We start from the raw sequence: 24,814 nt of genomic DNA, 5'->3' as shown, positions 1-24,814 counted from the left end.
TTTGCGCGCCGAGAAACTCGAGCGCATGAACAAATGGCATGAAAAATATAAGTCGCAGCTTGCTCCATCTCCGCTAGAAGACATAACAAAACTTTGTGCGCAACTAGAGTTGACTCACGCGCACCCTTCGGGAATCGCCCAGCTTTTTGCCAGTGGAAAGGCCACTCTTCAAGCGCTTTTCCGCGATTCGGGAATGCTGCGTGCGGCAGGTAGAAGGCTAGACAGAGTTTTTGAAGACAGAGACAATAAAGCGCACGAAAATGGCGTTTCGGAGCTTTCGCTTGTTGTTGGAGTTGCGTCGTGGAGCGGCAATCATGTGCCAGTTTTAACGTACCCCGTACGCGTTTTGCGAGAAGCTGGAAAAGACGAGACGGCTGCAACGATTTATTTTTCGGGAAACGTTCGCCTAAACCACGCTCTTGTTCTTAGGCTGCAAGAAAGAGGCGTGCACCTTAGCGAAGACGCGCTTTTTGATGGCTCAAACTACCAGAGCGGCACGCCAGAAACATCCGCAGTTTTTGACGCGATTTGTGCTGCTGCGCAAAGAGTTTTCCCAGATTTCGACATTGAGCGAGATATTGTGCTCGGTTGTTTTACGGACTCGGGATCTAGATTCTTAGCAGAAAGCGGCCAGATTTTGCGCGCGCTTAAGCTGGGGAACGTTGGAAATACAATGATTGACGCGATTGCGGGAGATGATATTGCCGTTGAATCGCTGGGCGCAAAAGCTACTTCCGACTATTCTCCACTAGATGCAGACCCACACTACGAATACGAAGTTGGCGACGTTAGTAACGCTGTGCGATACGCTGCAGGAATGGCGGCAAATGGCGCTTCTTTGGCAATAGACGCAGATGCTGGATGCGATTCCGCTTTAATCGCAGCTGCAATTTCTTCGCGCTGCGTTCTTGCAGGAAAGTCCGTTTTGTACGTTCCAAACGTTATGGAGCAGCAGCGCAGATTCCGCCACGCTCTTAGCGCAAACGAGATTTCTTCTCTTTCGCTAGACGTTTCGGATTCGCATCTTGCAAAGCACGTTGATGCGCAGCTTATAGCGGCCGTTGGGTCCCGCCAAAGCGTTGCTTCTAGTCGCTTTGAGCAAGTTTGCGACGAGCTTGTTGGTGTTAAAACGCGATTAAACCGCTACTTGGGTGATTTGCACGGAGTAAACGAGCGATGGGGTGTCTCCGCTTATCAGACTATGCAAAATCTTGCAGGAATCGCCATGCTGCCTACGCATCCTTGCACGCATGTACGTCTTAGCGTAGATGCTGCGCGCTCGCTTTCTGGTCATTTAGACGAGTGGGCGCAAAAGCTGCACGAGGCAGATTCTCTTGGCGAATTTACTACTAATGCCGAAGATACGCCGTGGTTTGGCGCTTCGCTGTTTAGCGAGAACGAAGCTGTAAACGTGTATCAGCGTGTTGTAGACGTTCTTACAAAGCTTTTGCCAGCCGCGCGCGAGCACGTTAAGTCAACTGTGCAAAATTGCGGTTTCCCTATTCCTTCTACGGCGCGAGAATGGGGTAGGCAGGTTACGGTTCTAAAGAATCTTCGCCGCGTTTTAGACGTTTTCCAGCCAGATATTTTTGAGCGCGATCTTAACGCAATGATTGAAGCGAGCAAGCCTAAAGCTGTTCGCAAGCGCGAAGGCACGCCAATGGGCTTTTGGGAGCGCAGGCATCATATTAAAGAAGCGCGCAGCCTTTTGCGTGTTGGCGCAAAAGTAGACGATCTTCACGAAGCGTTAAAGATTGTTGCCGCGCAAGCTGCGCAATGGCGTACTTTTGTGCCTCATGGCGGTTGGCCAGTATTGCCTCCTAAGCTAGACGAAATCGTTAGTACGCAGGAGCTTTTAGATCGTAATCTTGTAGCGCTTAACGCTGTGCTTTCTACAACGCGACTTGGCGCAGACCTTGAAAACATTGAGTTTACTAAGCTTGACGAGCGCTTGCAAGCCTTGCACGATAGTCGCGAATCCTTAGATACGCTACCAGGTAGGTGTGTTATTGAGCGTGAATTGCGCGGCGTTGGTTTAGAAGATCTTGTTTGCGACTTGCGTAGGCGTAAAGTTACGGGCCATGCCTTAGATGGCGAGCTTCATCTAGCTTGGTGGACTACCGTTTTTGAAGATATTGTTAATTCTTCCGAGATTATATCTAATCAAGACGGCTCCGCGTTGCAAGACGCTTCCGATCGTTTTGTTCAAGTAGACACAGAGCACGTGCGTTCCGTAGGGCCAATGGTTCAGCAAGAAGCACTTAAAAAGCTTTGCGACTTGCTTTTTGCGCGTTCACAAGAGGCAAATCAGCTTCACACTGCTCTTGCAAGCAATGGTTCGGGTGTAACTTTTGCTAAGTTGATGAACTCCTACCCAGATTTGCTGCTTGCTGCTAAGCCGATTCTGGTTGCAATGCCGTCTACTTTAACTATGATGACTGAGTTTAAGCCGATTGTAGACGTTGTAATCATTGATTCTGCAGAGCATATTAACAACATTGAGCTGCTTAGCATTCTTGCGCGCGCACGCCAAGCCGTTGTTATTGCGCACAAGCAAACTGTTAGCTCGCAAAGCGTAAGTGACCTTATTAGTGTTTTGCCTACTGTTTGCGTTAAGTCGCGAGCAACCAGGCGGTCCGCGTATCTTGCCGATTTCCTTGAAAACCACGGCTACGGCGCGCTTAGACACGATGTTCCTGTAGAAAAAATGCAAGGCAAGGTTAAGCTTCATCAAGTAGAAGCCGCTGGCGTTCCAGTTATGGCAACGGGTCTTATTGAAAGCAGCCAGCGTGAGATTGATGAAGTTGTGTCTTTGATTAAGCAGCGCGCTAAGACTTTTAGCGTTGTTCCTTCTAGCTATGTTCTTGCAGTTGTGACTCTTACAAGCGTGTTTAGAAATAGGCTTGGAGCGGAGCTTAAGGCGTTGGCCGTTAAAGACGAAAATATGGGTAGATTCCTTAGGCATGTTCGACTTGTAAGCGTAAACGAGGCTGTTGGTGCATACGCAACGGATGTTATTCTTTCGCTGTGCTACGCAAAGACTTCGCACGGAAGGCTTTTGCAGCAGTTTGGAGTTTTGGAAGAAGAGGGCGGAAAGTCCATGCTTCTTGACTCCTTGGCTTTGGCTCGCAGAAACTTGGACATTGTTTGCGCATTTAAGTCTAGCGATATGGAAGATGATCGTTTGCATCAAGACGGGCCTAAGCTTCTTAAGGATTTGATTACTTGGGCGCAGAATTTGGGCGATGATCCAGTTGATGCAGTAAATGCAGCAAATGCAGCGGTTGCTGGCGATGCTGGTGATTCTGCGGATTCTGGCGATTCTGCTGACGCGGGCGAAGCTGCAAAATCGCAAGCTGCTGGCGATTTTTCCGCAAACGGCTTTAGCAACGTTTTGTTTGCTGATTTGGCAGAACGAATTCGCTCTCGCGGCCTTAATGTGGCAGTAAACTACGGTTTTAGTGAAGATCATAGTATTCCTCTTGTTGTTGGCTTGCCAGATAAGCCGTTTGCTTTGGCTGTTCTAACCGACGACGCGAGTTTTATGAGCCTTGAGTCTACTCGTGAGCGCAATCGCATACTCGCTCAAGATTTGGAATATCTTGGCTGGTCTGTTATGAACGTTTGGAGCGTTGGAGCATTCGTTAATCCCGAAAAAGAAGTTGAGCGAATTGTTTCTAGAATTGGCGAGCTTTATAAAAGCGGCGAGCAGCAATGAGCGAATACAACGCTAATCGCAGATGTTCTAGGGGCCATTCGCGCGTGGTTCGTAAAGGGTCGGAGCTCTTTGACGCGGACGGCGTAAAGCAAGAGTCGGGCGACGCTCAAACGATTGAGCAGCGCGCAAAAGACGACGATAATCGTATTCTTGGCGAGCTTCCTCCTCATTGGGCAGTTTTTAGCGAGCGCGGCAGATAAACCACATAGCGGCATAAGTTTCTTTATTGTTCGCTAGTTTTGCACAGCTATAACTGCAAGGTTTGGAATAATCGCCTGCGTGTTTATGATTTGCAACGCGTTTTCTGCTGGCATTGCCAGCAGTGCGCTTTGCGCAGAATTGTTTACGTTAACAACGATTACGTTGTGAACAAGTGAAACGTTTTTGTCTTGCAAAGTAATGTTATCCGAAGAACTAGCGTTGCTAGATGTTTCTATTTGTGCTGGATTTGTTGAATGATTGGCTGTATTTGAGCTGTTTGGAACTTTGCTAAACGCTATAGAAATAACGTCTCCTTGTGCAAGACTGGCGCTACTACTTGCAAGATTCACCGAAATCGTTGTAAAACCAGGCGGAATTTTTGTTTGCTTTGTAACTTGGTTGCTAAAAATCGGCATTCCGTATTTAATGTTGCATGCAGCAATAATCGCGTTTTTAGTGGAATTGCTTATAGAAGTGTAGTTAAGCACATTGTTAAAAACGCTACTTTTAGGAACATTAACGTAATGCAGGTCGCTTTGCTTAATTACGCTGCCTTTTGCTATGTTTCTAACGGCTACTGGCACACTTTGAGTAGCTTGAAACGTTGAAATAAGGTGTATTGAAAACAATGTTGCAACACTTATAAAAAATATTGAAAGCATGTTTAAGGTTTGCGCCTTTTTTCTGCGCTTTATAAGCTCTACTGGCACCTTATTTTCCGTGTTGTAGCCAACTGTTTTTAGTAAAAATGATGTACGCATATAAGCATCATTTATCGCGCGGAGCGCTTTTGCAAGCTTTTTTGTGCAATGTGGTTAAAGGCTAGCTTATATGAGGATTTTACGCACATATAAACATTTTTGATGAATCTTAATAGTCACTTATACACATATTCACATAAATGGCCATTTTTGATTGGTGTTAATCCACATATCAACATAAGTGATTACTAACATACGCACACATGCGTAGCAAAATAAACGCCACTTACGCACATAAGCACATAAGTGGCGTTATAAATTTTCAATTTATTCACATACACACATAAGTTGCGTCATATTTTTTCACTTATGCACATATGCACAAATTTTAATGGGTTATTTGCACGTTACTTATCGGTGCGATAAAATCCGCTACCCTTAAAGTTGATTGGCGGCGCGCTAAAAACCTTACGAACTTCTTGCTTTCCGCACTTTGGGCACACGGTAATTGGCTCATCTTCAAACGATTGATGTTGTGAAAAATCATATCCGCATTGCTTGCAACGGTAATGATAAGTAGGCAACGGTTCCTCCAATCTATAATTCCATCACATATCCTAGCTCATAATATCGCCTCGTTAAAGCTGTTAATCGCTAATCGTAAACGCTTTTTCGTTTGTAAAATTTTGCGAAACAATCGCAAAAAATCCGACACGCCGACTTATTTTTAGCCTTTACATCCTTAATGCACTTTATATTTGTACGTATGGGTTATGAATCGGTGAGCGCGTTAACAGTATTGATCATCATCGTAACCTTAATGTTTGGTTGGTTGCCTAAACGCACTGAAAACAGCATGAAGTCAATGCTGGAACACAGCGAAGATAGGTATTCACCTTCGTTGCACATTGTGGATTATAGCAGTGATTCGCTTTTCCACGCGTGTAGCGGCACGATGGCGAAAGGGGTTGGCGTGCAGCCGTCGAAGATGCAAGCGAATACAAAGCCTAATAATGGCAAGTCCAGTCGCAATGGCGTGAATGCTAATAAACATAAGTGCGCTAAGCAGTTTAATGGTGTTTTTACGCCTGAACATGTTGCTCGTATTCGCGCGCTTCGCCGTGCGGCAATCCGCCGTCGCCGTGCGTTGGTGCTTTCTCTAACGTTTTTAACTCTTGTTGTGTTTGTTGCTGGTCTTTCTGGCCTTTATAGTGCGTGGTTTGCAATTATTCCTCTTGCTGCTGTTTGCACTGTTCTCTACTTTGGTTCTATGGCTGCTAAGCAAGCGCGTAAGTGGGAAGCAAAAGTTGCTTTGTATAACAAGCGTTCTGCAGCTTTTAATGATTCTGTTGTGGAGCCAATTTTTGACGCTGCCGTAAACTCAGTTGTTGAGCACGTTGAGAATTCAGACAATTCCAGCAATCCAGACAACACAGAGACTTCAGTTATGCAACAGCGAGATATAAGCATGGCTTTAGCAGGAGCAAATAGACAAGAGGCGGTAAAAAGCGCGGTTGCTGGCGATTTTTCCGCTGCTAATGATGCGCGCTCGCAAGTCGATATCTCCAACTCTAACCAAGATCTTATATCGTTCTCGTTTGGCGATGATTCTAGTGATTTTGGTGCTAATGGCAAAAATGCGGGTCCGCAAAGCTTAGAGATAAAGTCTACTAAGCAAGTTACTAAAGCGATTTCAACAGACGATTCAAACGAATCGGCGGCGGCTTTCGATTCAAGCAAAGTCTCTGAAGTATCTGAAGTTACTGTAGAGCCTCCAGTTAGCACAAAAGACTCGCTTGGTAAAGCCGATTTAAGGGATGTTTTGGCTCGTCGCGCTGCTTAAAGTTTGTAAAAATTTTCTAAAATTTTAGCACTCTAGTTGGTAGAGTGCTAAAAACGCGCTATTATAAGGTTCAGTGCTCGATAGTTTTGACGTGATCGTCAGCCTCGTCAACATTATTCGCGCAAAGGTTACATTTCTCTAGAAAGAGGTACCGAAGTGTCGATTAAGCTCACACCTTTGGAAGATAAGATTATTGTTAAGCAAGCTCAAGCAGAAACTCAAACTGCTTCTGGCTTGTACATTCCAGATAATGCTAAGGAAAAGCCACAGCAGGGAGAGGTTTTGGCTGTTGGCCCAGGCCGCAGAGACGATAAGGGCGAGCGCATTCCTATGGATGTTAAGCCTGGAGACAAGATCCTTTACTCCAAGTATGGTGGCACAGAAGTTCATTACGAAGGCGAAGATTACTTAATCGTTTCGTCTCGTGACGTTCTTGCAATCCTTGGCTGATTTTGGTTAATCACTTGTATTAGTCAAGTAGTATTAAAGCTATTTATATAAAGCTATTTAGCGCTGAAAATGGCGACTTATCGCTGTTTTCAGCGTTTTTGTTTAATTTGTATAGCTTGGTTTAATTTGTATAGTTTTGTTTAATTTACTTATTTTGTCTAATTTTTCTTAATTTGTTTAAGACGCGACTATTATAAAATCATGGATTACAAACATCGCAGTATTTTAGATACTTTGCCAAATTACAAGCAAGGTAAGCCAGCGCCATCATTAGACGGTATTCGCGCATATAAGATTTCTAGCAACGAAAACCCATTTGAGCCGTTAGAAAGTGTGAAAAGCGCCATTTCTAGCCGTGCGCTTGGTGTTATTAATCGTTATCCAAACATGCGCGGAACAGAAGTCGTAGAAGAGTTAGCTAAAAAGTTTAACGTTACTCCAGACGAGGTTGTTCTTGGATGCGGCTCTACAGAGGTTATTACGCAACTTGTAAATCTTGTTGCAGGCCCTGGAGACGAAGTTATATACCCGTGGAGAAGCTTTGAAGCGTATCCGATTATTGTTACTGGTGCTGGCGCTACAAGCGTTAAAATCCCTAATCGCGCAGATGGGTCGCACGATGTGGACGCAATGATTGATGCGATTAATGAGCGCACGCGTCTTGTTATTTTGAACAATCCAAACAATCCAACGTCTGCATCGCTTTCAGACGAGGAAGCTAGACGAGTGCTGGACGCTGTTCCAAGCAATGTTTTGGTGCTTATTGACGAAGCTTACGTGCAATTTAACAACGCAAAGGGTACGGCGGATGGCATGCAACTTTACCGCGAATATCCAAACGTTGTTGTTGCACAAACATTCTCTAAGGCTTACGGTTTGGCTGGTTTGCGCATTGGCTACGCTATTGCAAATGCGCAAGTCGTAGAAGGCATGCGAAAAGTGGCTGTTCCGTTTGGCGTAAGTCAAATTGCGCAAGTGGCAGCTCTTGCGTCTTTGGAGAATGAAGCGCTTGTAGAAATGCGCAATCGCGTAGATGCGCTTGTTAAGGAGCGTAACCGCGTTGTGAGCGGCTTGCGCGAGCAAGGGTGGAATGTTGCAGAGCCGTACGCAAACTTCTTCTGGATGCCGTTTGGCGAAGATACAGAGCGAGCTAATCAGCGTTTTGTTGATGCAGGTCTTTCTGTGCGCGCGTTTGCTGGAGAAGGTATTCGCATTACAATCGCAGAAACCGAGGCAAATGATCGCGTGCTTAAAGTGTGCGAGTCTTTAAAGAAAGATGGTTTTTCGCTTAAATAATCGCATTTTTTAGATGCATTTAGATGTGATTTTTGCTTTCGGCGTGTCTTGAACTTGCATTAGTCGCGCGTTCGTGGCAAAATAACAAAGTTGCCGTTTGGAGATGTTCTTCTCCGCGCGGTTACGTTGGCGGGTTACCAGAGCGGCCAAATGGGACTGACTGTAAATCAGTTGCTTCGTGCTTCAGTGGTTCAAATCCACTACCCGCCACGCCTCGATAGCTCAGTGGTAGAGCACTTCCTTGGTAAGGAAGAGGTCGTGAGTCCGATTCTCACTCGAGGCTCTCTGGCGGGGTAGCTCAGCTGGCTAGAGCGTACGACTCATAATCGTAAGGTCAAGAGTTCGAGTCTCTTCCTCGCTACAATGGCCAGCAGGAGTTGGTCAACATACAATATTCTAGAGGTGAACAAAATGGCAAGTAAGAGCGCAGACATCCGTCCAGGCATTACGCTTGCATGCACGGAGTGCAAGGAGCGTAATTACATCACGACGAAGAATCGTCGTAATACGCCTGATCGCCTTGAGTTGAGCAAGTTCTGCCCACGCTGCGGCAAGCACACTCTCCATCGCGAGACTCGCTAAAAGCGTGAACTTCGGCGAAGTTTTATAGCTTTATTACCCCGCGTTTTGCGGGGTTTTTTGTTATTTATTGCTGTTAGGATTAGTCGTATGAGTATGCAATCATCCTTATTGGAATCTGATAATCCAACTTTTGCAAATCTTACAACAATCGGCGTTGGAGGCTCTATTGCTCGTTTTGTAGAGCCTACTAGCAGAGTGGCTGTTATTGAAGCTGTAGAAGACGCAGATTGCGCTGGATTGCCGCTTTGTGTTATTGGCGGCGGGTCTAACATGCTTGTAAGCGACGAACCGTTTAACGGAGTTGTTGTGCGTGATGCTCGTCGTGAGATTTGCGTTTTAGATGAGGCAGCTCCTGGCATAGACGGCGTTGATAAAACTAGCGGAGATTTTTTGGTTCACGTTAGTGCAGAGGCTGGCTGCAATTGGGATGATTTTGTGTCTCACACTATTGAGCTTGGATTGCAAGGCGTAGAAGCGTTATCTGGGATTCCTGGAACTGTTGGTGCGTCTGTGGTACAAAACATTGGCGCATACGGTGCGGAAGTATCACAAAGTGTTGATTCTGTAGAAGTTTGGGATCGTAAAGACAAAACCACTTTTTATATGAATCTTGCGGATCTTAAATTTGGCTATCGCACGTCTGTTCTTAAGCAAAGCATGTATAAGGCTCCTGGTGTTGCTGCTGATTGCTTCTTCCCAACGCCTAGATACGTTGTTTTATCTGTTACTTTTTGCTTAAAGCATTCAAAAACAGGTGTTGTGGCTCATTCGCAGCTTGCTCACGCGCTTGGCGTACAAGTTGGAGATAGGATGGAAACGTCTAAGATTCGTCGCGAAGTTTTGCGCGTTAGAGCATCTAAGGGCATGCTCGAAGATGCTATGCGCTACGCAAATAGGTGGATGTGCTACGCGAAAAGCGAAAATGGTGTTGAGTCTTCGATTAGGCTTCAAAATGAAGACTATGTTTGTGGTGATTTGCAAGATGGCGATTCCAAGTATGCGGACCGCCATAGTTGCGGAAGCTTCTTTATGAACCCGATTTTGACTAAATCTCAAGCAGATTTGCTCCCAGAAGACGCTCCGCGCTTTGACGCCACTTTGCCAGATGGATCTAAAGGAGTTAAGACTTCTGCAGCTTGGCTTATTGACCACGCTGGATTCCACAAGGGATTTAGACTTGCTCAAAGCGATGGCGAAAAAAGTAAAGCTGGATTATCTTCTCTGCACACTTTGGCGTTGACTAATCGCAGTTGTGCAAAATGCAAGGATATTGTTGATTTGGCGCGCAAAATCATAGATGGTGTTTACGATTCGTTTGGTGTAAAACTTGTTCCAGAACCTGTTTTAATCGGCGTTAGTGCGGATTGTTAAGACAATTGTTAACACAAATTTAGCATAATTTAACATAATAAATTGCGATTTGTGTTGTGATTTTCCGCTAGACAAAGTACTATGCTCTTTTAATATCGTAAAAATTATTGTTTGATGACTCTTAATGCGAGTTGAACCGTATTTTTTGCGATTTATAACATATATACCCTTATATGGAATGTTTTAGACGTAGTTTTAGAGAAGGTTGGATTATGCAAATATGGAGAAAAAAGTCTGTTGAACAGACTATTGCAGAAACAATGGATGGTGATCGCCATCTTAAGCGTACATTAAATGCTTGGGATTTGGCAGTTATGGGCGTAGCTGTTGCTGTTGGCGCTGGAATCTTCTCCGTTGGCGCTCAAGCAGCAGCATTCCATGCAGGTCCTGCAGTGATTATTAGCTTTATTATTGCTGGAATCGTTTGCGGAACGGCTGCAATGTGCTACGCGGAGTTTGCTTCGATGATTCCTGTTGCAGGTTCTGCATACACGTTTACATATACCACAGTAGGCGAGCTTATTGCTTGGATTATTGGCTGGGATATGATTCTGGAAATGCTTATGGCAGGATCCGTTATAGCTAAATATTGGGGCGTTTATCTTAACGATTTAATGCACTTGTTTGGCCTTAACGTATCTACTTCGGTAAAGCTTGGTAATTTTACTTTTGATCTTGCTCCAGTAGTTATTGTTGCGTTCTTTACGATTATGCTTGTTGTTGGAACAAAACTTTCTGCTCGTTTTGACGGTGCTTTAACAATTCTTAAGATTGGTATTGTTTTGTTTGTTGTTGTTGTTGGATTCTTCTACATTAAGGCTTCTAACTTCACTCCATTTGTTCCACCTGCAACAGACGTTGCTAGCGTTAAGGGTATTCACGTTTCTGGCACTATGAGCCAGCCGCTCTGGCAGTGGATTACTGGCATGCAGCCAGCTGTTTACGGCATTACGGGTATTCTTTCTGGCGCAGCACTTGTATTCTTTGCATTCATTGGATTCGACGTTGTTGCAACTACGGCAGAAGAAACTAAAGATCCACACAAGAACATTCCTAGGGGCATTGGTCTTGGTCTTTTGATTGTGACTGTTCTTTACATTCTTGTTGCTGTTGTTACAACTGGTATGGTCTCTTACAAGGATTTGGCTAAGCAAGAGGCTCCTTCGCTTTCTACTAGCTTTGAGCTTGTAGGTGCAACTTGGGCTGCTAAGATTATTTCTCTTGGCATTGTAATCGGCTTAACAACTGTTGTTATGGTTCTTCTTTTGGGCCTTACGCGTATTGTGTTTGCTGTTAGCCGAGATGGTTTGCTTCCACGCAGCTTCTCTAAGGTTAGCAAGCGCGGAATCCCTGCACGTATTCAGATTGTTTCTGGCGTTGTAGTTGCTATAATCGCTTCTACATTGGATATTGGAATTCTTTCCGATATGGTGAATATTGGTACGCTTTCTGCGTTCTTGCTTGTTTCTGCAGGCGTTCCTATTATGCGTATGCGTAGACCTGATTTGCATCGATCATTTATGGTTCCATGGAATCCAGTTCTACCTATTTTCGCCGCGCTTTCTACGTTCTGGCTTATGCTAAACCTTTCTGTGCTTACATGGATTCGTTTTGCAATCTGGCTTGCAATCGGTTTTATTGTGTACTTTGGCTATTCTTACCGCAATTCTTTGCTTGGAAGGCAACTTCGTAAAGCTAAGAAGCTTGGTGTTCCAGTAGAAACCTTGTTTGCGCAAGATGCTGTTGCTGCAGAAAAAGTTGCGGAAGGCGAGTCGGAAGATCAAGCGCGAGCTGAGGCAGCTCAAGAGGTAGCTCAAGAGGCGGCTGTTGGGTCTGCTCAAGAGGATGCTCAATAGGCTTTTGCTTTTAGACGTTGATTTTTTTTAGACGTTGATTTAATGTGTTGAGTCGGTATGCGATTACGTATGCCGACTCAATGCGTTTTGCACTCGTAACGTGAACTATAATAGAAGAGTTAGTTTATTTTTTAGTATGAAAGGGGGCGTTTGTTATGCCTTACGTTATTGCAGAACCGTGCGTTGACGTTAAAGATAAAGCGTGTGTTGACGAGTGCCCTGTTGATTGCATTTACGAAGGCGATCGCACGCTTTACATAAACCCTAACGAATGCGTTGATTGTGGCGCATGCGAGTCTGCATGCCCAGTAGAGGCCATTTTTTATGAAGACGATGTTCCAGAAGAGTGGGAATGGTATAAAGACGCTGCTGTGGAATACTTTAACAAGCTTGGCGATTTAGGTGGTGCGCAAGAAGCTGGCCCATCTGGTTGGGATGAGGACCGCGTAGCTGCTCTTCCTAAAAAAGATGCTTAAATGCCCATTTGAGCAGCATTCTTACCATACTTTTTTCTTACTGCATCTAATACGTGTTCTGCGTGACTTATTCTTGCATGCGTATTTTTTATTGCGTTTTGCGCAATTTCTGTTGAATTTTTACGCATACCACTTATGGTGTTTTCTCTTTCGTTCTCTTCTAAGATGTCGCTAATCGTAGGCTGAACAAGCGCTTTGCTTTTATCTACAAGATTGCTTACGCTAACGCCAGCAAGCCTAACGGAGCTTAGTAAACAAATATGACTTCCGCCTAATTTGTGGTCATGAACTGTTGGATTTACTGATTCTAGTAAATCGCAAGCATGCTTGTATAACTCTGGTGCGCAATCGGTTACGTTTCTTAATGTTTTGCATCTTGTTGCATAGTGCAAATCGCTGAATCGCAATTTTAACGTTACTGTTTTTGCCATTGTGTTGCGATTGCGTAATTCTTGTGCCACTTCGTTGCAGCAGTGCCTGATCAGGTTTTTCACTGCTGCAATATCCGTGGTGTCTTTATCAAGAGTGCTTTCTGTACCAATGGATTTTTCTGGAACGTGGGGCGTTACTTGCCGTGTGTCAATTCCGCGCGAAGTGTTATAAAGCATTCGCGCAAGAACTTTAGACCCAGCAACTCGTTCCAAAGTCTTCTCATCTACACTTCTAAGCATCTCAATGCTATTTATTCCCCACGTAGCTAGTTTTTTAGCAAGCGCGGGTCCAATTCCTGGTATTGCTCGTAATGGCATTATTGAAACAAAGTCGGCATTGCGATTTTGGGGGATAATCAACATTCCATTTGGCTTTGCGTTCGTTGACGCCATTTTTGCGATCAGCTTATTTGATGCAATCCCAACAGAGCAAGTGATATGAAACTTGCGCGCGACTTCGCTTCTTATCCACTCGCCTATGGCGATGGGCGTTTTCCAGCGTAATAACGCTGAGCTAACGTCCATGTAACACTCGTCTACAGAAACCTGTTCAACCTTATCTGTGATCTTTGAAAAGACCTCCTTAAAAATCCTAGATGAAATGGAAACGTAATATGGCATATCTACCGGCAGGAAAATGCCATTAGGGCACAAGCTTCGTGCTCGCGCTGTAGGCATAGCGGAATTCACGCCATACTTACGTGCTTCGTAGCTGGCTGCCGAAACTACGGAGCGCGAGCCTGTACCAATAATCAGAGGTTTGCCAAGTAACCTAGGATTACGCGCCGCCTCGAGTGATGCATAAAATGCATCCATATCGATATGAAGTATTGTGCAGCCAGACGTGTTGCGCCCCCAATCGCGTTTAGCTGCATTAACTCGCGGTGCTGTGCTCATGAATTTATAGTAGAACAAACGTTCGATTTTGTACAATAGCGTGTCGCAATAAGTTTACGAAAAATAAGTGTAAAATACGCAAAATAACTACTGGCAAATATAACTACTGCCGTGTAGGGTATGCTTTATGAAACAAATCATAGTAAACGCGCTAAATCGCATGCCTGTTTTGCTAATCGTTGTTGCAGAAGCTGCAACGGTCTATCTAGCAACGTCTATAGCAAAAGTCGCGTTTAGCCAGCTCGATCCGCTATATTCTGTGTGGTATCGCGTTGGGTTTATGTCTTTGTTTTTGCTTGCTTGGAGAAGACCTTTTTCGCGTAAAAAGCGCGCTCGCAACTCTCTTCCTAAAACATTAAAAGAATGGTTAATTGTTGTTGCAGTAGGCATTTCTGTTGTTCTTATGAACACAATGTTTTATTTAGCTATTAGTTGTATGGCTGTTGGAGTGGCTGTAACTATTGAGTTTGTAGGGCCTTTAATGGTTGCTGTTATAACGGGTAAAACATGGCGTGAGCGCGTTGGTATTGTTATTGCGGCTTGCGGAATTGTGCTTCTTGCAAGCGCATCGATGGGCTCTAACGAAAGCCCGCATTTTCTTGTTGGATTAGTGGCGATTCTTATTGGCGGATCAATGTGGGGAATGTACATTGTATCTGGGCGCATGCTTGCAAGAGGCTCTAATGCAATTGACCGAGTTAGTGTAGCTATTTTAATTGGTTGGCTTTTGCAATCGAGCGTTCTTGGAATCCCTGCAATTTTGCATGTTGTGCATCCTAAATCGAGTGCAACATGGGCTGCTCAGCCTTACGGATCTTTGAAACTTCTTGGATTAATGGTTGTTATTGCGATTTGCGCGTCTTTTATTCCAACGCTTTTAGACCAGGTTTTGCTAAAGCGTGTGTCTTCTGCAAGATATTCAGTTATGCAAGCGCTTTACCCTGCGATTGCAGCGCTTGTTGGCATGGGATTTGGCGAAATGCCAACGTTGATTGATGTTTGCGGAATGGCTCTAGTTATGTTGGCTGTTGTGATTACATTTTCGGGAGATCACAACCCCGCATAAATACTGTTGCGCGTTATATAAGCTTCTTTTGTGCGTTTGGTGTGTCGCTTAAGCATTGTGCACGTCCTCAAGAGGTGATATAGTTTGAACCTGTTGCTATCTTGAATAGTTACAAAGTGGAGTCATGCCTGAGTGGCCGATAGGGGCACCCTGCTAAGGTGTTAGTCGCGTAAGCGGCTCGAGAGTTCGAATCTCTCTGACTCCGCGGTTTAGCTCTAAATCGTTGAAAAATCAGCGGTTTAGAGCTTTTTGTTTTGATTTTTGGCCTATAACCCATAATCCGATTCACTGTATTCCCTGTATTCCCACTTAATCGTTGCAAATTGCCAGCAGCTGCCGTAATTGTGTGTAATTGTGCACAATTGTGTATAACAATGTGGATAACTACCCTCTAAAATAGCCTTTAACCACATTGAAAGTTTTTTATTTACAGATTGAAATTCCTAAATCATAGTTAGAGCATGAGCGAATTTTTCGTTCATCGTGGCTAGCAAAAACGTTTGTCACGTTAGAGAAAACAACGTTTTAAGGAGTTGATATGGGAAAACATGGATGTAAAGGGATTCCAATCTTTTTACGCAATAAGCGCACGCGAATGTTCTCTTTACTGACAGCGTTGCTGGCGACTATTGCAATTGTTGTTGGTAATGGCGCAATAAATGCTGCTTCTGCGGATATTTTTGCTCAATACTATACGTATAGTGATGCCTGTTCAAAAGTGAGTCCGAGCAGAAAAATTGTAAAAAAAGATGATGATGGTAATTACGTATTTTGCATTAATACGGGATCAACTGTAAAAGCTGATTCCGATTGGAGAGATATTCCGCTTGATGTTAACAATATTAATGAAATCACAGCAAGAATAGCTAAGTCTGCTATTGAAAATGATTTTACATCCCGAATGGAGGCTGCAGCATATTTAATTCATGAACATTATGATGAAGATAAACGCGGGTGGGAAGAAGCGAAGCGTAGGGGATTTGATGGTGCGTCTAACTTAAAGGAAGATGCAGAAAAACTATGGAACGAAGTAACCCAAAAAACGCCTAAGGGTATGGGATTCAAAATACTTGACCCTTATGCTACCTACTATGCAAGGAGTGGAAGGGTAGTTATTGATACACAGGGTGTTGATGAAAGAAATGTTACATATGACAGCGAAAATACAAAATTTAAAGTTACTGCAGTAGGCGATAAGTTGCGTTTTATAAAAGATAAGAAACAGGTTAAAGAAGTTAAAGATCACATTGGATCTTATAGTACGTTGTATGGAATTGATTGGGTTGCAACAGGAGAAGGTGAAGCAGAAATTAAGGGTGAATACTACATTCCATATTTGCAAAGAAAAGATATAGGGAATGGAGCAGCTTTAATACGAGTAGCAAAAGATGAAAAAGTCAAAGAATTTACAAATGTATTAACAGAGAGAGCGCACAGAAAGTTCCAGCCCTCGCTTTCTTCTAAGTCGACTGTAAAAGAGTTGAAAGTAGGCGATTCTGTAGAAGATACTGTTACTTCGTCGCTAAAGAATCCTACTGAAGGTGAGTGGGTAAGTGGTAAAGACGTTCGTGCTCGCGGATACTACTTTGTTGGTTCTTATAACGATATTATGAAAAAACGCGAAAATAAAAAAGACAAAGTAGAAGAGTATATAAAGGAACTACGAGAAGATAAGAATATTCGTCAAGTTGCTGCAGCTGATGTTTATTTTTCGGGAGAAAATCAAGAGGTTAAGGCGGTTGCGCACGAAGCAACAGGTGACTTATCTAAAGATGAACTTGCTAGCGCAAAAGTTTATAAAGTGAACAAAGACGATGCAGGATTATTTGGAACGTGGGTTTGGTTTATTGATCCCGGAAATCAAAAAGACGACGTTCGAGAGTTTATTCCAGGAAAGTTTGTTGAAGAATTTGGAAACGTAAATTCAACAGTTTCGCATAAGGCAAAAATATCGATTGAACATGTTAAGAATCTAAAAAACAAAGATACAAATGACGTTTCGGATGCGATAGTTGTTAGTGGTGTTCCAAAAGACTACGGAAAATTTGATGGAAATACCGATTATGGGTTTAGTAAAGATGCAAAGATGAACATTCGTCTTTGGTGGGTTGGAAACAAAGATAGTTCAATGAGCAATGAAAATATGGTAAAGCTTGTTTCTAGCTCGGTTGAAGAGCCTAAAGAAGACGAAAATCATAAGAAAATAGATTCATGGGATGTTCCATTGCATAATGGAACTTACACGCTTGGCAATGGAAAGATAATTCTTACTCATAACGAGTCTAATAGTAAAGAAGCTGGCAAAGAATCTGGTAAAGATGGCGATAGTGAAGATAACAAGGGCAGTGAAGATAACAAAGAGAACAGAAGTGCTGAGAATAAAAAAGAAAAGTTTGAAAAAGTTGGAGATATGATCGATCTTTTAGATGGCAATACGGCTAAAAGTGGAATGTATGTTTTTGTTTATGAATTCCCAGGTTCTTCTAGAGCGCAAGAGTTTAAGACGTCGTTTAATAACGAAGATAGTAGAAGCTTCTTTGATAGAAATAAGCCTGTTACTGTGACTGTTAATAAGGCGGAGAATGCTGGTGCGAAGGGTGAGCCTGGTAAGGGTGATCCTGGTAAGGGTGAGCCTGGAAAGGGTGAGCCTGGAAAAGAGCAGCCTGGTGGTTCTAGTGAAAAGCCTGGTAAGCAAGATCCTGGTAAGCAGGATAATCCTGGAGGTTCTAGCGAAAAGCCTAGTAGACAATATCCAGGTAAGAGCGAGCCTGTTGGTAGTGGAAATGTTACGGGTAGTGAAGTTGATCCAAAGACGTCTCCTAGTGGTGGTGTTGTAGATAATATTATTTCAAAGCAGGATCCGCAAGGTTCTGGTAAGCAAGATAATCCAGGTAAGCAAAATCTGAGTAAACAAGAGCCTGGAAAACAAGATAATCCTGTAAAAGATCAGCCTGGTGTGCAAAAGCCAGGTGATTCTAACGAAAAGCCTAGCAGTTTGCAGCCTGGCGGAACGCAGAATAATGGCAGCGCAAGTAGCAGCCAAAATGGTGGTGCAAGCGATGTTAAGGATGGTAGCCAAAGTGGAGAGTCATCGGGTGAGCCTGCTGGTAGTGGAAATGTTACAGGTAGTGAAGTTGATCCAAAGACGTCTCCTAGTGGTGGCGTTGTAGATAATATTATTTCAAAGCAGAATCCTCAGAATCCTCAGAATCCTCAGAATCCGCAAGGTTCTGGTGTGCAAGCTGGCAATAATAATCAGTCTGGTAGCACACAGGGTTCTGGGAAAAACAAGCCTGGTAAGCAAGATCCTGGTAAGCAAGATCCTGGTAAGCAGGATAATCCTGGAGGTTCTAGCGAGCAGCCTGGTGGTACACAAGGTTCTAGTGCGCAGAATGAAGTTGCTGGCACACAGTCTGGCAGAGCGCAAGTTGGCAACAATGCGCAATCTGGTGTAAACGCTGGAGCGAATAATAATACGCTCGGTGCGCAAGTAGATGCTGGAACCAATAATACAGTTCATCAAAATGCAGATGCGACTGGCGATAGTAATCCTAAGAGTAATCCTAAGAGTAATGCTAATAACGATAAAATTAATGAAAAAAACAATAAAAAAGATGATCAAAGTAATGTTAAGACGGATTCTCAGCATAAATCTGAGCATATTGCAAGTAAGGAAGATAGCAAGGAAGGTAAATATACAGCTACTAAATCAGGTACTATTCAGAGAGGTGATTCTAAGAAGGTTGATACTTACCAAAGTGCTACTCAGCAGGGAGATTCTAAACAGGGAGATTCTCAGTATGGAGGTAATCAACAAGTAAGCGACTCTAATGTAGAGCAGAATTCGCAGTCAAATAATCAATATGCAAGTGGAACAAAGAATTCAAAACGACGCCATGCTCGTCTAGGTGCTAATGTTGGGCATCTAGTAACAACTGGCGTAAAAGTTGAAACAACATTAATGTTCTCTCTGGCTATATTGCTTATTGCAGGATCTGTGATTTTGGCAAAACGCGTAAGTTACATTGCATAAAATCTCTCATAAAATATTTGATTCATATGTGCATAAATTTGTAAAACATGTATGTTGAGATATATTAATTGGGATATATTTAAAACAGATAAGAATAGTTGCGTTGTATAATATGCATAATTTATTCTATAAACATAGCTTTTTGGCGCTTATAGTTTTGCGTACTATACAACGCACAATTATTATGTAAATAGTATATAAAAGCACTGTTTTCAAATGAGGTTTTTTATGAGTGACTACAACATAGATAAAGAAAAGATGTTGGTTCGCTTGCATAGAGTATGTGGGCAAGTTCACGCTGTTGAAAATATGGTTGAAAAAGGGGAAGACTACAACAACATTCTTATGCAACTTTCTGCATCTACGGCAGCTCTTAGGGCAGTTGCGCTTATAGTTGCTCATCAAGAAATATCAAAGGCATTAGAAGAAGCACAAGACGCTGGAAATAAAAAGGTTACAGATAAGAAAGTTGCAGAGCTTGTAGATGTTGTAGATCACTTAATGCGCTACGATAAGTCGTGATTTGTGATTTGTGACTTGCGATTTGCGATTTGTAATTCTAGCGGTTGCATATAATCTTTTGTAGCTTTAAGACTGTTTGAATTGAAAACGATTTTAATGTCGAATATCGAATAATATTAAATATCGAATATGAAGAATATGCGAACCGTAACTGATTTATGTGAGAATCCTGCGCACTTTGCTTTTGTGGAAAAGAAGTCAGAGTTTATTTCGGACGCGTGCCACATTTCTAGTGCTGAAGAAGCGCTTGAGTTTGTAGAGTCAATTAGGATGATTCACCCCAAAGCAAGGCACGTTGCGTATGCTGCGATTTACGCAGATAAAAATGGCAGATTGTGCGAGCGTATGAGCGATGACGGCGAGCCATCTGGAACTGCAGGCAAACCAATTTTAGATGTTATTAGGTCTTCTAATGTTGTAGACGCAGTTGTAACAGTTACGCGTTATTTTGGTGGGATTTTGCTTGGCTCTGGTGGATTAATACGAGCGTATTCTGCTGCGGCTGCAGGTGCTGTTAAGTCTAGTAAAATAGCGGATATTGTAGAGTGTAATTGTTTTTCTTACAAAGTTGAGTACGCGCATTTAAGAATGTTTAAGCATTTATTATTAAAAAACAATGCGGAAGTTATAAGTGAAGAATACGGCGTTTCTATTGAATTAAAAGTATGTGTGCCACGTGAAGAGTCAGATAGATTCCTTGAAGCAGTAAAAAATACGTTTTCTGGAGTAATAATTCCAGATTTTTGCGGTGTTTGCACTAGAATTTGCTGATTTTTATTTTTAGTGATTCTTGTTTGGCACTTGTTTGATTCTTGGTTTTAAGATTTGTGTTGCAAAGCTGATAGATTAGATAAGTGACTAAGCAAAGGTTGGTGAGTCTCTTATGAATGATGCGCAAAAGCTTAATGGCGTTGAGAAAAACGAAGATTTAGGCAATAGTGCAAGCCATGATTTATCTAATGAGTCTAATGAATCTAATAATTCCAATGCTTCATACGAGCCATTAACCGCTGTTTACGAGCATTTAAGGCATTCCAGTGATTCTAAAGAATTGCATGAATTTGCTATAAAAGAGTTGCCAGATAGGTCGGATCAGGCAGGATTTTCTAGAGCGACTGCACTTTTGGAAGCTGTAGCAGGCAATTCAAATACTCCAGAAGAAGATCGCGTTCGATTAGCAACAGTAATGCCATTCCCGAATATCTTGGTTAAACTTTCTCAAGACGAATCAAGTAATGTTCGTTTAGCTGTTGCAAAGAACGAAAATGCTAAGAATTGGCTAGTTGGAAGGCTTACTAAAGATTCTTGCGCGCAAGTTAGAGATGCTGCTTTGTGTAATCCGCGAACATCTTGGAAAATGCGATTAGAAGGTGCGCAGACAAATGGTGTTAGCGCAAAAACGTTGGATTACTTGGCTTCTCTTGGTGCAAGCGAAGAAAGTGACGATTCTCCTGTGCTCTCTGCAATGGTAAGAAGAGCAGTGGCTCTTAATCCTGGTGTGTCGCAGCCAACTTTGATTGCTTTGTCTAAAGATAAGGACTCGGATGTCTCGCTTGCTGCGTCAGAAGTCTTAAATAAGTCTTGAATAAGTATTAAATATAAAAATAAGTCTTGAGTATAAAAGTAAAATGAATAATAATTGCATACGTTTGCATTAAAACCCCACAAATAGACTACGATGGAAACTATGAACACTAAAAATGAAGAAACAGTGCAACCAACAAGTCCGTTAAGGCGATTGGCTGAACTAATGGGCGTTCGTTCCAAATTCGTTGGATCGGATGGCGTAGAGCATCAAATCGCCGATAGCGTGCTTGTAAAAGTATTGCAATCACTATGCGTAGAAGCTCAAAACGATAAACAAATCGAAGAAGCAACTCAAAAAATCCTTAATGAGCGTCACACTCGCTTAGTTGCTCCAACAGTTTTGCACACTGTTGGTAAAGAAAGCGAAGTAAGCGTAAACACTGGGATTTTGGAGTATCCTACAGCAACACTTATTTTGGAAGATGGCAGTGAATACAAGGGTGATTTGCAAATTTCTCCTTCTAAAAACGATGTTGCAATTCCCGTAGACGGAAAGTTTGTAGCAACGTCTTTGCTTAAGATTCCTGCAGACGTTCCAATGGGCTATCATACTTTGCGCGTTAGTGTTGCCGACCGCGTAGAAGAGGCCACTCTTATTAGCGCGCCAGAAAGCATTGATACTATTGAGAAACTAGAAAAAGATGGCAAGCAAATTTGGGGTTGGATGGCTCAGCTTTATTCAATCCGCTCCTCTAAGTCTTGGGGAGTTGGCGATTATGCAGATCTGGCGGATTTGCTTGTTAAAGCTAAAGAAAAGTCGGGAGCGGACTTTGTTCTTATAAATCCGCTTCATGCTGGAGAGCCAGTTGCTCCGTTAACGCCTTCGCCATATTTGCCTGTTGCTAGGTCTATGGTAAACGTCACTTATATTCGCCCAGAAAGCATTCCAGAATATAATCTTCTTAGCGAGCAAGATCGCAAAAGCGTTGACGATTTGCATAATCAAGTAGAGCCGCTTAATAATGATGTGCAAATTATTGATCGAGACGCAATGTGGCGCGTAAAAATGCACGCTTTGTGGATTATTTTTAAGTCGGGCATGTCAGATAAGCGCGCGCAAAAGTTTGAAGCATTTAAGAAAGATATGGGAGACACGCTTGAATCCTACGCAACTTGGTGCCTTTGCTACGACAAGTGGGGTGCGCCTAATGGCGATGACTGCTGGGAGAAGCATCTTACTAAAGATTCCGATGAGATTAGCGCTTTAGCAAAGCAATTCCCAGACACGCTAGAGTTTTATCGTTGGCTTGAGTGGGTTGCGTTCGGCCAGTTGCACGACGCGCAAATGGCAGCTAAAAAAGCAGGAATGCGCATTGGAATTATGTCGGATATGGCTGTTGGCGTGCATCCTGCAGGCTCCGAAGTTTGGTGGAATCCAGAGCGATTCGCCAATGGCGCTTGCGTTGGTGCGCCTCCTGATTATTTCAATCAGCAAGGTCAAAACTGGTCTCAGCCTCCGCTTAATCCATTTGAGCTTGAGCGCACAGGTTTTAAGACATACAGAGATATGGTTCATGGCATGTTTGCTTCCGCTGGAGCTGTGCGAATTGACCATATTCTTGGGCTTTTCCGCCTTTGGTGGATTCCAGAAGGATCTACTCCAGGAGACGGAGCTTACGTTTACTACGATGCAAACGTTATGCTTGGCATTCTTGCGATTGAAGCCACGCGCGCAAATGGCGTTGTAGTTGGAGAAGACCTTGGCGTTGTGCCAGCTGAAGCTCTAGAAGTTTTGGCTAAGAATAAGGTTCTTGGATGCACGGTTGAGTGGTTTGAACAGAGGGATGGCGCGTTCCGCGAGCCTAAGAAGTGGCGCGAAATGACGCTTGCTTCTGTAAATACTCACGATTTGCCACCTGCTGCAGGATACTTAAACTACGAGCACGTTAATATTCGCGAGCGTTTGAATCTTCTTTCGGGCTCCGTAGAAGAGTTCCGCGCTGATGCTGTTAAAGAGCATAATGCAATGCTTAAGATGCTTGTTTCTGGCGGATTCTTAAGCGAAAGTGCGCTAGAAGACGAGTCGCAGCATGAGCAAGAGATTGTAGAAGCGTTGTATAAAGCGCTTAAAGCTGCGCCTTCTAAGTTGCTTGCTGCGTCGATTGTTGACGCCACTGGCGAGCGTAGAGCACAAAATCAGCCTGGAACTAACGACGAATATCCAAATTGGCGTATTCCTTTGGCAGATGCCGATTGCAATCCCGTTCTTTTGGACGATTTATTCGACTTGCCTAGAGTTAAGTCTTTAGTGCAAATCATGAATAAATAGAGATGAATAAATAGAGATAGATGCATTATTAATTGCGGGCTGCAGCGTTTGTTTTTGATAGCGAGCGTTGCAGTCCGCAATTGTATAACGTTGTAGTCCGCGTTGTAGTCCGCGCTATATGTAAAATAGAAGTTTGCAAATAGTCGTCATGTGGCGATATACTTGCAGATTGTTGTGTTTCCCTAAGGGGTCCTTCAAAGCGCTTTTCCCACTCGCCATCGAGGACTTTCAGGGAGCCCACGGATTATGAGTAGAGTATCTTCTATAAACCAAGAAGATATAAAGCTCGAAACACAATAGAGAAAAGGTACGATTGTGAAGACTTTCACACCGAAACCAGCAGATTTAACTCATGACTGGTACATTATCGACGCCACTGATGTGGTGCTTGGTCGCTTGGCTTCCCAGGTAGCTATTTTGCTTCGTGGTAAGAATAAGCCAACTTATGCTCCTCACGCTGATTCTGGCAATCACGTTATTATTATTAACGCAGATAAGATTGCTTTGACTGGCAATAAGTTGAGCAAGGAATTGTATTCCCACTCTGGCCGTCCAGGCGGACTTCGCCGCGATAGCTATGCTGAGCTTTTGGAGAAGAATCCAAAGCGCATCATTGTTTCCGCTGTTAGGGGAATGCTTCCAAAGAATCGTCTTGCTAAGGTTCAGCTTGATCGCCTTCGTGTGTTCACTGGCGCTGAGCATCCTCATATTTCGCAAAAGCCACAGGTCTTCGAGATCTCTCAGGTTAGCCAGCAGGCTAAGTGAATCGTAAGGAGAATATGATTATGGTAGATAACAACAACTCCGCGGTTCTTGAGAACGAAGAAGAACTGACTAGCTACACCACCGAAACCAACGCTGGTGCAGGCACTGGTACTTCCGCTATCGCTCCAGGCTATGGCACTGGTCGTCGTAAGGAAGCCGTTGCTCGCGTTCGCTTGGTTCCAGGTTCTGGTAAGTGGACTATTAATGGCCGCACTCTTGAGGAATACTTCCCATCTCGCTTATTGCAGCGTGAAGTTAATTCCCCAATCGTGCTTCTAAAGCTTGAAGGTAAGTTCGACGTTGTCGTTTTGGTAGACGGCGGCGGCACCACTGGTCAGGCTGGCGCAATCCGCTTGGGCGTTGCCCGCGCTTTGAACGCTATTGACCGCGATGCAAACCGTGCTTCCTTGAAGAAGGCTGGCTTCTTGACTCGCGACGCTCGCGTTGTGGAACGCAAGAAGGCTGGTTTGCACAAGGCACGTCGTGCACCTCAGTTCTCGAAGCGTTAAGCTGCGAAGAATTACAACTTCAATGGCTCCTGGCTTATGCTGGGAGCCATTTTTTATTCGTGTGTAATCTAGAATCAAGTTAAATGTTATTAATCGTTTGTAAGTAACAGCTAAATCTAACATTCTAGAAAATTTTTCAGCAAATCGCACATAAATCATTACAAATAAGAACAAATAACGAACATTAGGGGATAAACCTCGCTCATAAATAGCGCAACTCGCTGCAAACTCAAAATAGTAC

20 protein-coding genes and 4 tRNA genes are annotated in these 24,814 nt (G+C 43.4%); 21 read left to right on the top strand and 3 right to left on the bottom strand.

The genetic code is table 11. The annotated features are described in order from the left end of the window. Window positions 1-25: 25 nt before the first annotated feature. Together NYP55_RS03700 and NYP55_RS03695 are read left to right on the top strand one after the other, a co-directional pair. The gene (locus tag NYP55_RS03700; RefSeq protein WP_472781644.1) at window positions 26-3,718 is read left to right on the top strand and encodes a helicase; all 3,693 of its coding nucleotides are present in this window, start codon (window positions 26-28) and stop codon (window positions 3,716-3,718) included. Beyond that, on the top strand, window positions 3,715-3,918 hold the full coding sequence (locus NYP55_RS03695; RefSeq protein ID WP_472781582.1) for a hypothetical protein: 204 nt from the start codon (window positions 3,715-3,717) through the stop codon (window positions 3,916-3,918). Before NYP55_RS03700 ends, NYP55_RS03695 begins: the two co-directional genes overlap by 4 nt. Before the next feature lie 33 nt (window positions 3,919-3,951). Here the strand turns inward: NYP55_RS03695 and NYP55_RS03690 are convergent, their stop codons facing one another. Then, window positions 3,952-4,680, bottom strand: coding sequence for a CpaB family protein (locus tag NYP55_RS03690; RefSeq protein WP_472781581.1), 729 nt, complete (start codon window positions 4,678-4,680; stop codon window positions 3,952-3,954). A 347-nt stretch (window positions 4,681-5,027) separates the two neighbouring features. Beyond that, window positions 5,028-5,204, bottom strand: coding sequence for an FmdB family zinc ribbon protein (locus NYP55_RS03685; RefSeq protein WP_016636054.1), 177 nt, complete (start codon window positions 5,202-5,204; stop codon window positions 5,028-5,030). Window positions 5,205-5,440: 236 nt separating this feature from the next. Between NYP55_RS03685 and NYP55_RS03680 the strand changes: the two genes are divergently transcribed. The 10 genes from NYP55_RS03680 to fdxA all read left to right on the top strand — a co-directional run bounded on the left by NYP55_RS03680 (window position 5,441) and on the right by fdxA (window position 12,494). After that, window positions 5,441-6,463, top strand: a complete 1,023-nt coding sequence (locus NYP55_RS03680; protein ID WP_415697428.1) for a hypothetical protein — start codon at window positions 5,441-5,443, stop codon at window positions 6,461-6,463. Between the two features lie 156 nt (window positions 6,464-6,619). Continuing rightward, complete coding sequence (groES, locus tag NYP55_RS03675) at window positions 6,620-6,913, top strand: co-chaperone GroES (protein WP_004131681.1); 294 nt, start codon at window positions 6,620-6,622, stop codon at window positions 6,911-6,913. Between the two features lie 201 nt (window positions 6,914-7,114). Next, window positions 7,115-8,209 carry a histidinol-phosphate transaminase gene (gene hisC / locus NYP55_RS03670; protein WP_415697429.1) on the top strand — a complete coding sequence of 365 codons (1,095 nt, stop codon included), beginning with the start codon at window positions 7,115-7,117 and terminating at the stop codon, window positions 8,207-8,209. A 128-nt stretch (window positions 8,210-8,337) separates the two neighbouring features. Further along, window positions 8,338-8,419, top strand: a tRNA-Tyr gene (locus tag NYP55_RS03665). 1 nt (window position 8,420) lies between these two features. After that, window positions 8,421-8,492, top strand: a tRNA-Thr gene (locus NYP55_RS03660). 4 nt (window positions 8,493-8,496) lie between these two features. Beyond that, window positions 8,497-8,570 (top strand) — tRNA-Met (locus tag NYP55_RS03655). Between the two features lie 50 nt (window positions 8,571-8,620). Beyond that, window positions 8,621-8,791, top strand: a complete 171-nt coding sequence (gene rpmG, locus NYP55_RS03650) for a 50S ribosomal protein L33 (RefSeq protein ID WP_004114322.1) — start codon at window positions 8,621-8,623, stop codon at window positions 8,789-8,791. A gap of 87 nt (window positions 8,792-8,878) precedes the next feature. After that, the gene (locus NYP55_RS03645; protein WP_415697430.1) at window positions 8,879-10,162 is read left to right on the top strand and encodes an FAD-binding protein; all 1,284 of its coding nucleotides are present in this window, start codon (window positions 8,879-8,881) and stop codon (window positions 10,160-10,162) included. A 212-nt stretch (window positions 10,163-10,374) separates the two neighbouring features. Beyond that, a complete protein-coding gene (locus NYP55_RS03640; RefSeq protein ID WP_415697431.1) occupies window positions 10,375-12,018 on the top strand; it encodes an APC family permease in 1,644 nt (547 codons plus the stop codon). Window positions 12,019-12,173: 155 nt separating this feature from the next. Further along, entirely contained in the window at window positions 12,174-12,494 is a 321-nt protein-coding gene (gene fdxA / locus NYP55_RS03635; RefSeq protein WP_415697432.1) for a ferredoxin, read from the top strand. Here fdxA and dinB read toward each other — a convergent pair. Next, window positions 12,491-13,822 (bottom strand): DNA polymerase IV, encoded by a 1,332-nt coding sequence (gene dinB, locus NYP55_RS03630; RefSeq protein ID WP_004133479.1) that lies wholly within the window; start codon window positions 13,820-13,822, stop codon window positions 12,491-12,493. The two genes, fdxA and dinB, sit on opposite strands and share 4 nt — an antisense overlap. Window positions 13,823-13,949: 127 nt before the next feature. Here dinB and NYP55_RS03625 point away from each other — a divergent pair, with 127 nt between their 5' ends. The 9 genes from NYP55_RS03625 (at window position 13,950) to rpsI (ending at window position 24,573) form a co-directional block, all read left to right on the top strand. Next, window positions 13,950-14,888, top strand: a complete 939-nt coding sequence (locus tag NYP55_RS03625) for an EamA family transporter (protein ID WP_004133478.1) — start codon at window positions 13,950-13,952, stop codon at window positions 14,886-14,888. 118 nt (window positions 14,889-15,006) lie between these two features. After that, window positions 15,007-15,093: transfer RNA gene (locus NYP55_RS03620), tRNA-Ser, on the top strand. A gap of 333 nt (window positions 15,094-15,426) precedes the next feature. Then, entirely contained in the window at window positions 15,427-18,921 is a 3,495-nt protein-coding gene (locus NYP55_RS03615; protein WP_415697433.1) for a peptidase, read from the top strand. 228 nt (window positions 18,922-19,149) lie between these two features. Further along, a complete protein-coding gene (locus NYP55_RS03610) occupies window positions 19,150-19,443 on the top strand; it encodes a metal-sensitive transcriptional regulator (protein WP_004131689.1) in 294 nt (97 codons plus the stop codon). A 129-nt stretch (window positions 19,444-19,572) separates the two neighbouring features. After that, entirely contained in the window at window positions 19,573-20,214 is a 642-nt protein-coding gene (locus tag NYP55_RS03605) for an IMPACT family protein (protein WP_080573955.1), read from the top strand. A 112-nt stretch (window positions 20,215-20,326) separates the two neighbouring features. Then, entirely contained in the window at window positions 20,327-21,028 is a 702-nt protein-coding gene (locus NYP55_RS03600) for an AbrB family transcriptional regulator (protein WP_116689352.1), read from the top strand. Between the two features lie 102 nt (window positions 21,029-21,130). Beyond that, the gene (malQ, locus tag NYP55_RS03595; RefSeq protein ID WP_172539702.1) at window positions 21,131-23,299 is read left to right on the top strand and encodes a 4-alpha-glucanotransferase; all 2,169 of its coding nucleotides are present in this window, start codon (window positions 21,131-21,133) and stop codon (window positions 23,297-23,299) included. A gap of 315 nt (window positions 23,300-23,614) precedes the next feature. Next, window positions 23,615-24,064, top strand: a complete 450-nt coding sequence (gene rplM, locus NYP55_RS03590; protein ID WP_004131693.1) for a 50S ribosomal protein L13 — start codon at window positions 23,615-23,617, stop codon at window positions 24,062-24,064. A gap of 20 nt (window positions 24,065-24,084) precedes the next feature. Next, window positions 24,085-24,573 carry a 30S ribosomal protein S9 gene (rpsI, locus tag NYP55_RS03585; protein ID WP_004131694.1) on the top strand — a complete coding sequence of 163 codons (489 nt, stop codon included), beginning with the start codon at window positions 24,085-24,087 and terminating at the stop codon, window positions 24,571-24,573. The last annotated feature ends 241 nt before the right edge of the window (window positions 24,574-24,814 follow it).

The sequence above is a fragment of the Gardnerella sp. c10Ua_31 genome, assembly GCF_055700915.1.
Note: the sequence above shows the minus strand (reverse complement) of the source record. Positions and strands in the feature narration are given on the sequence as shown.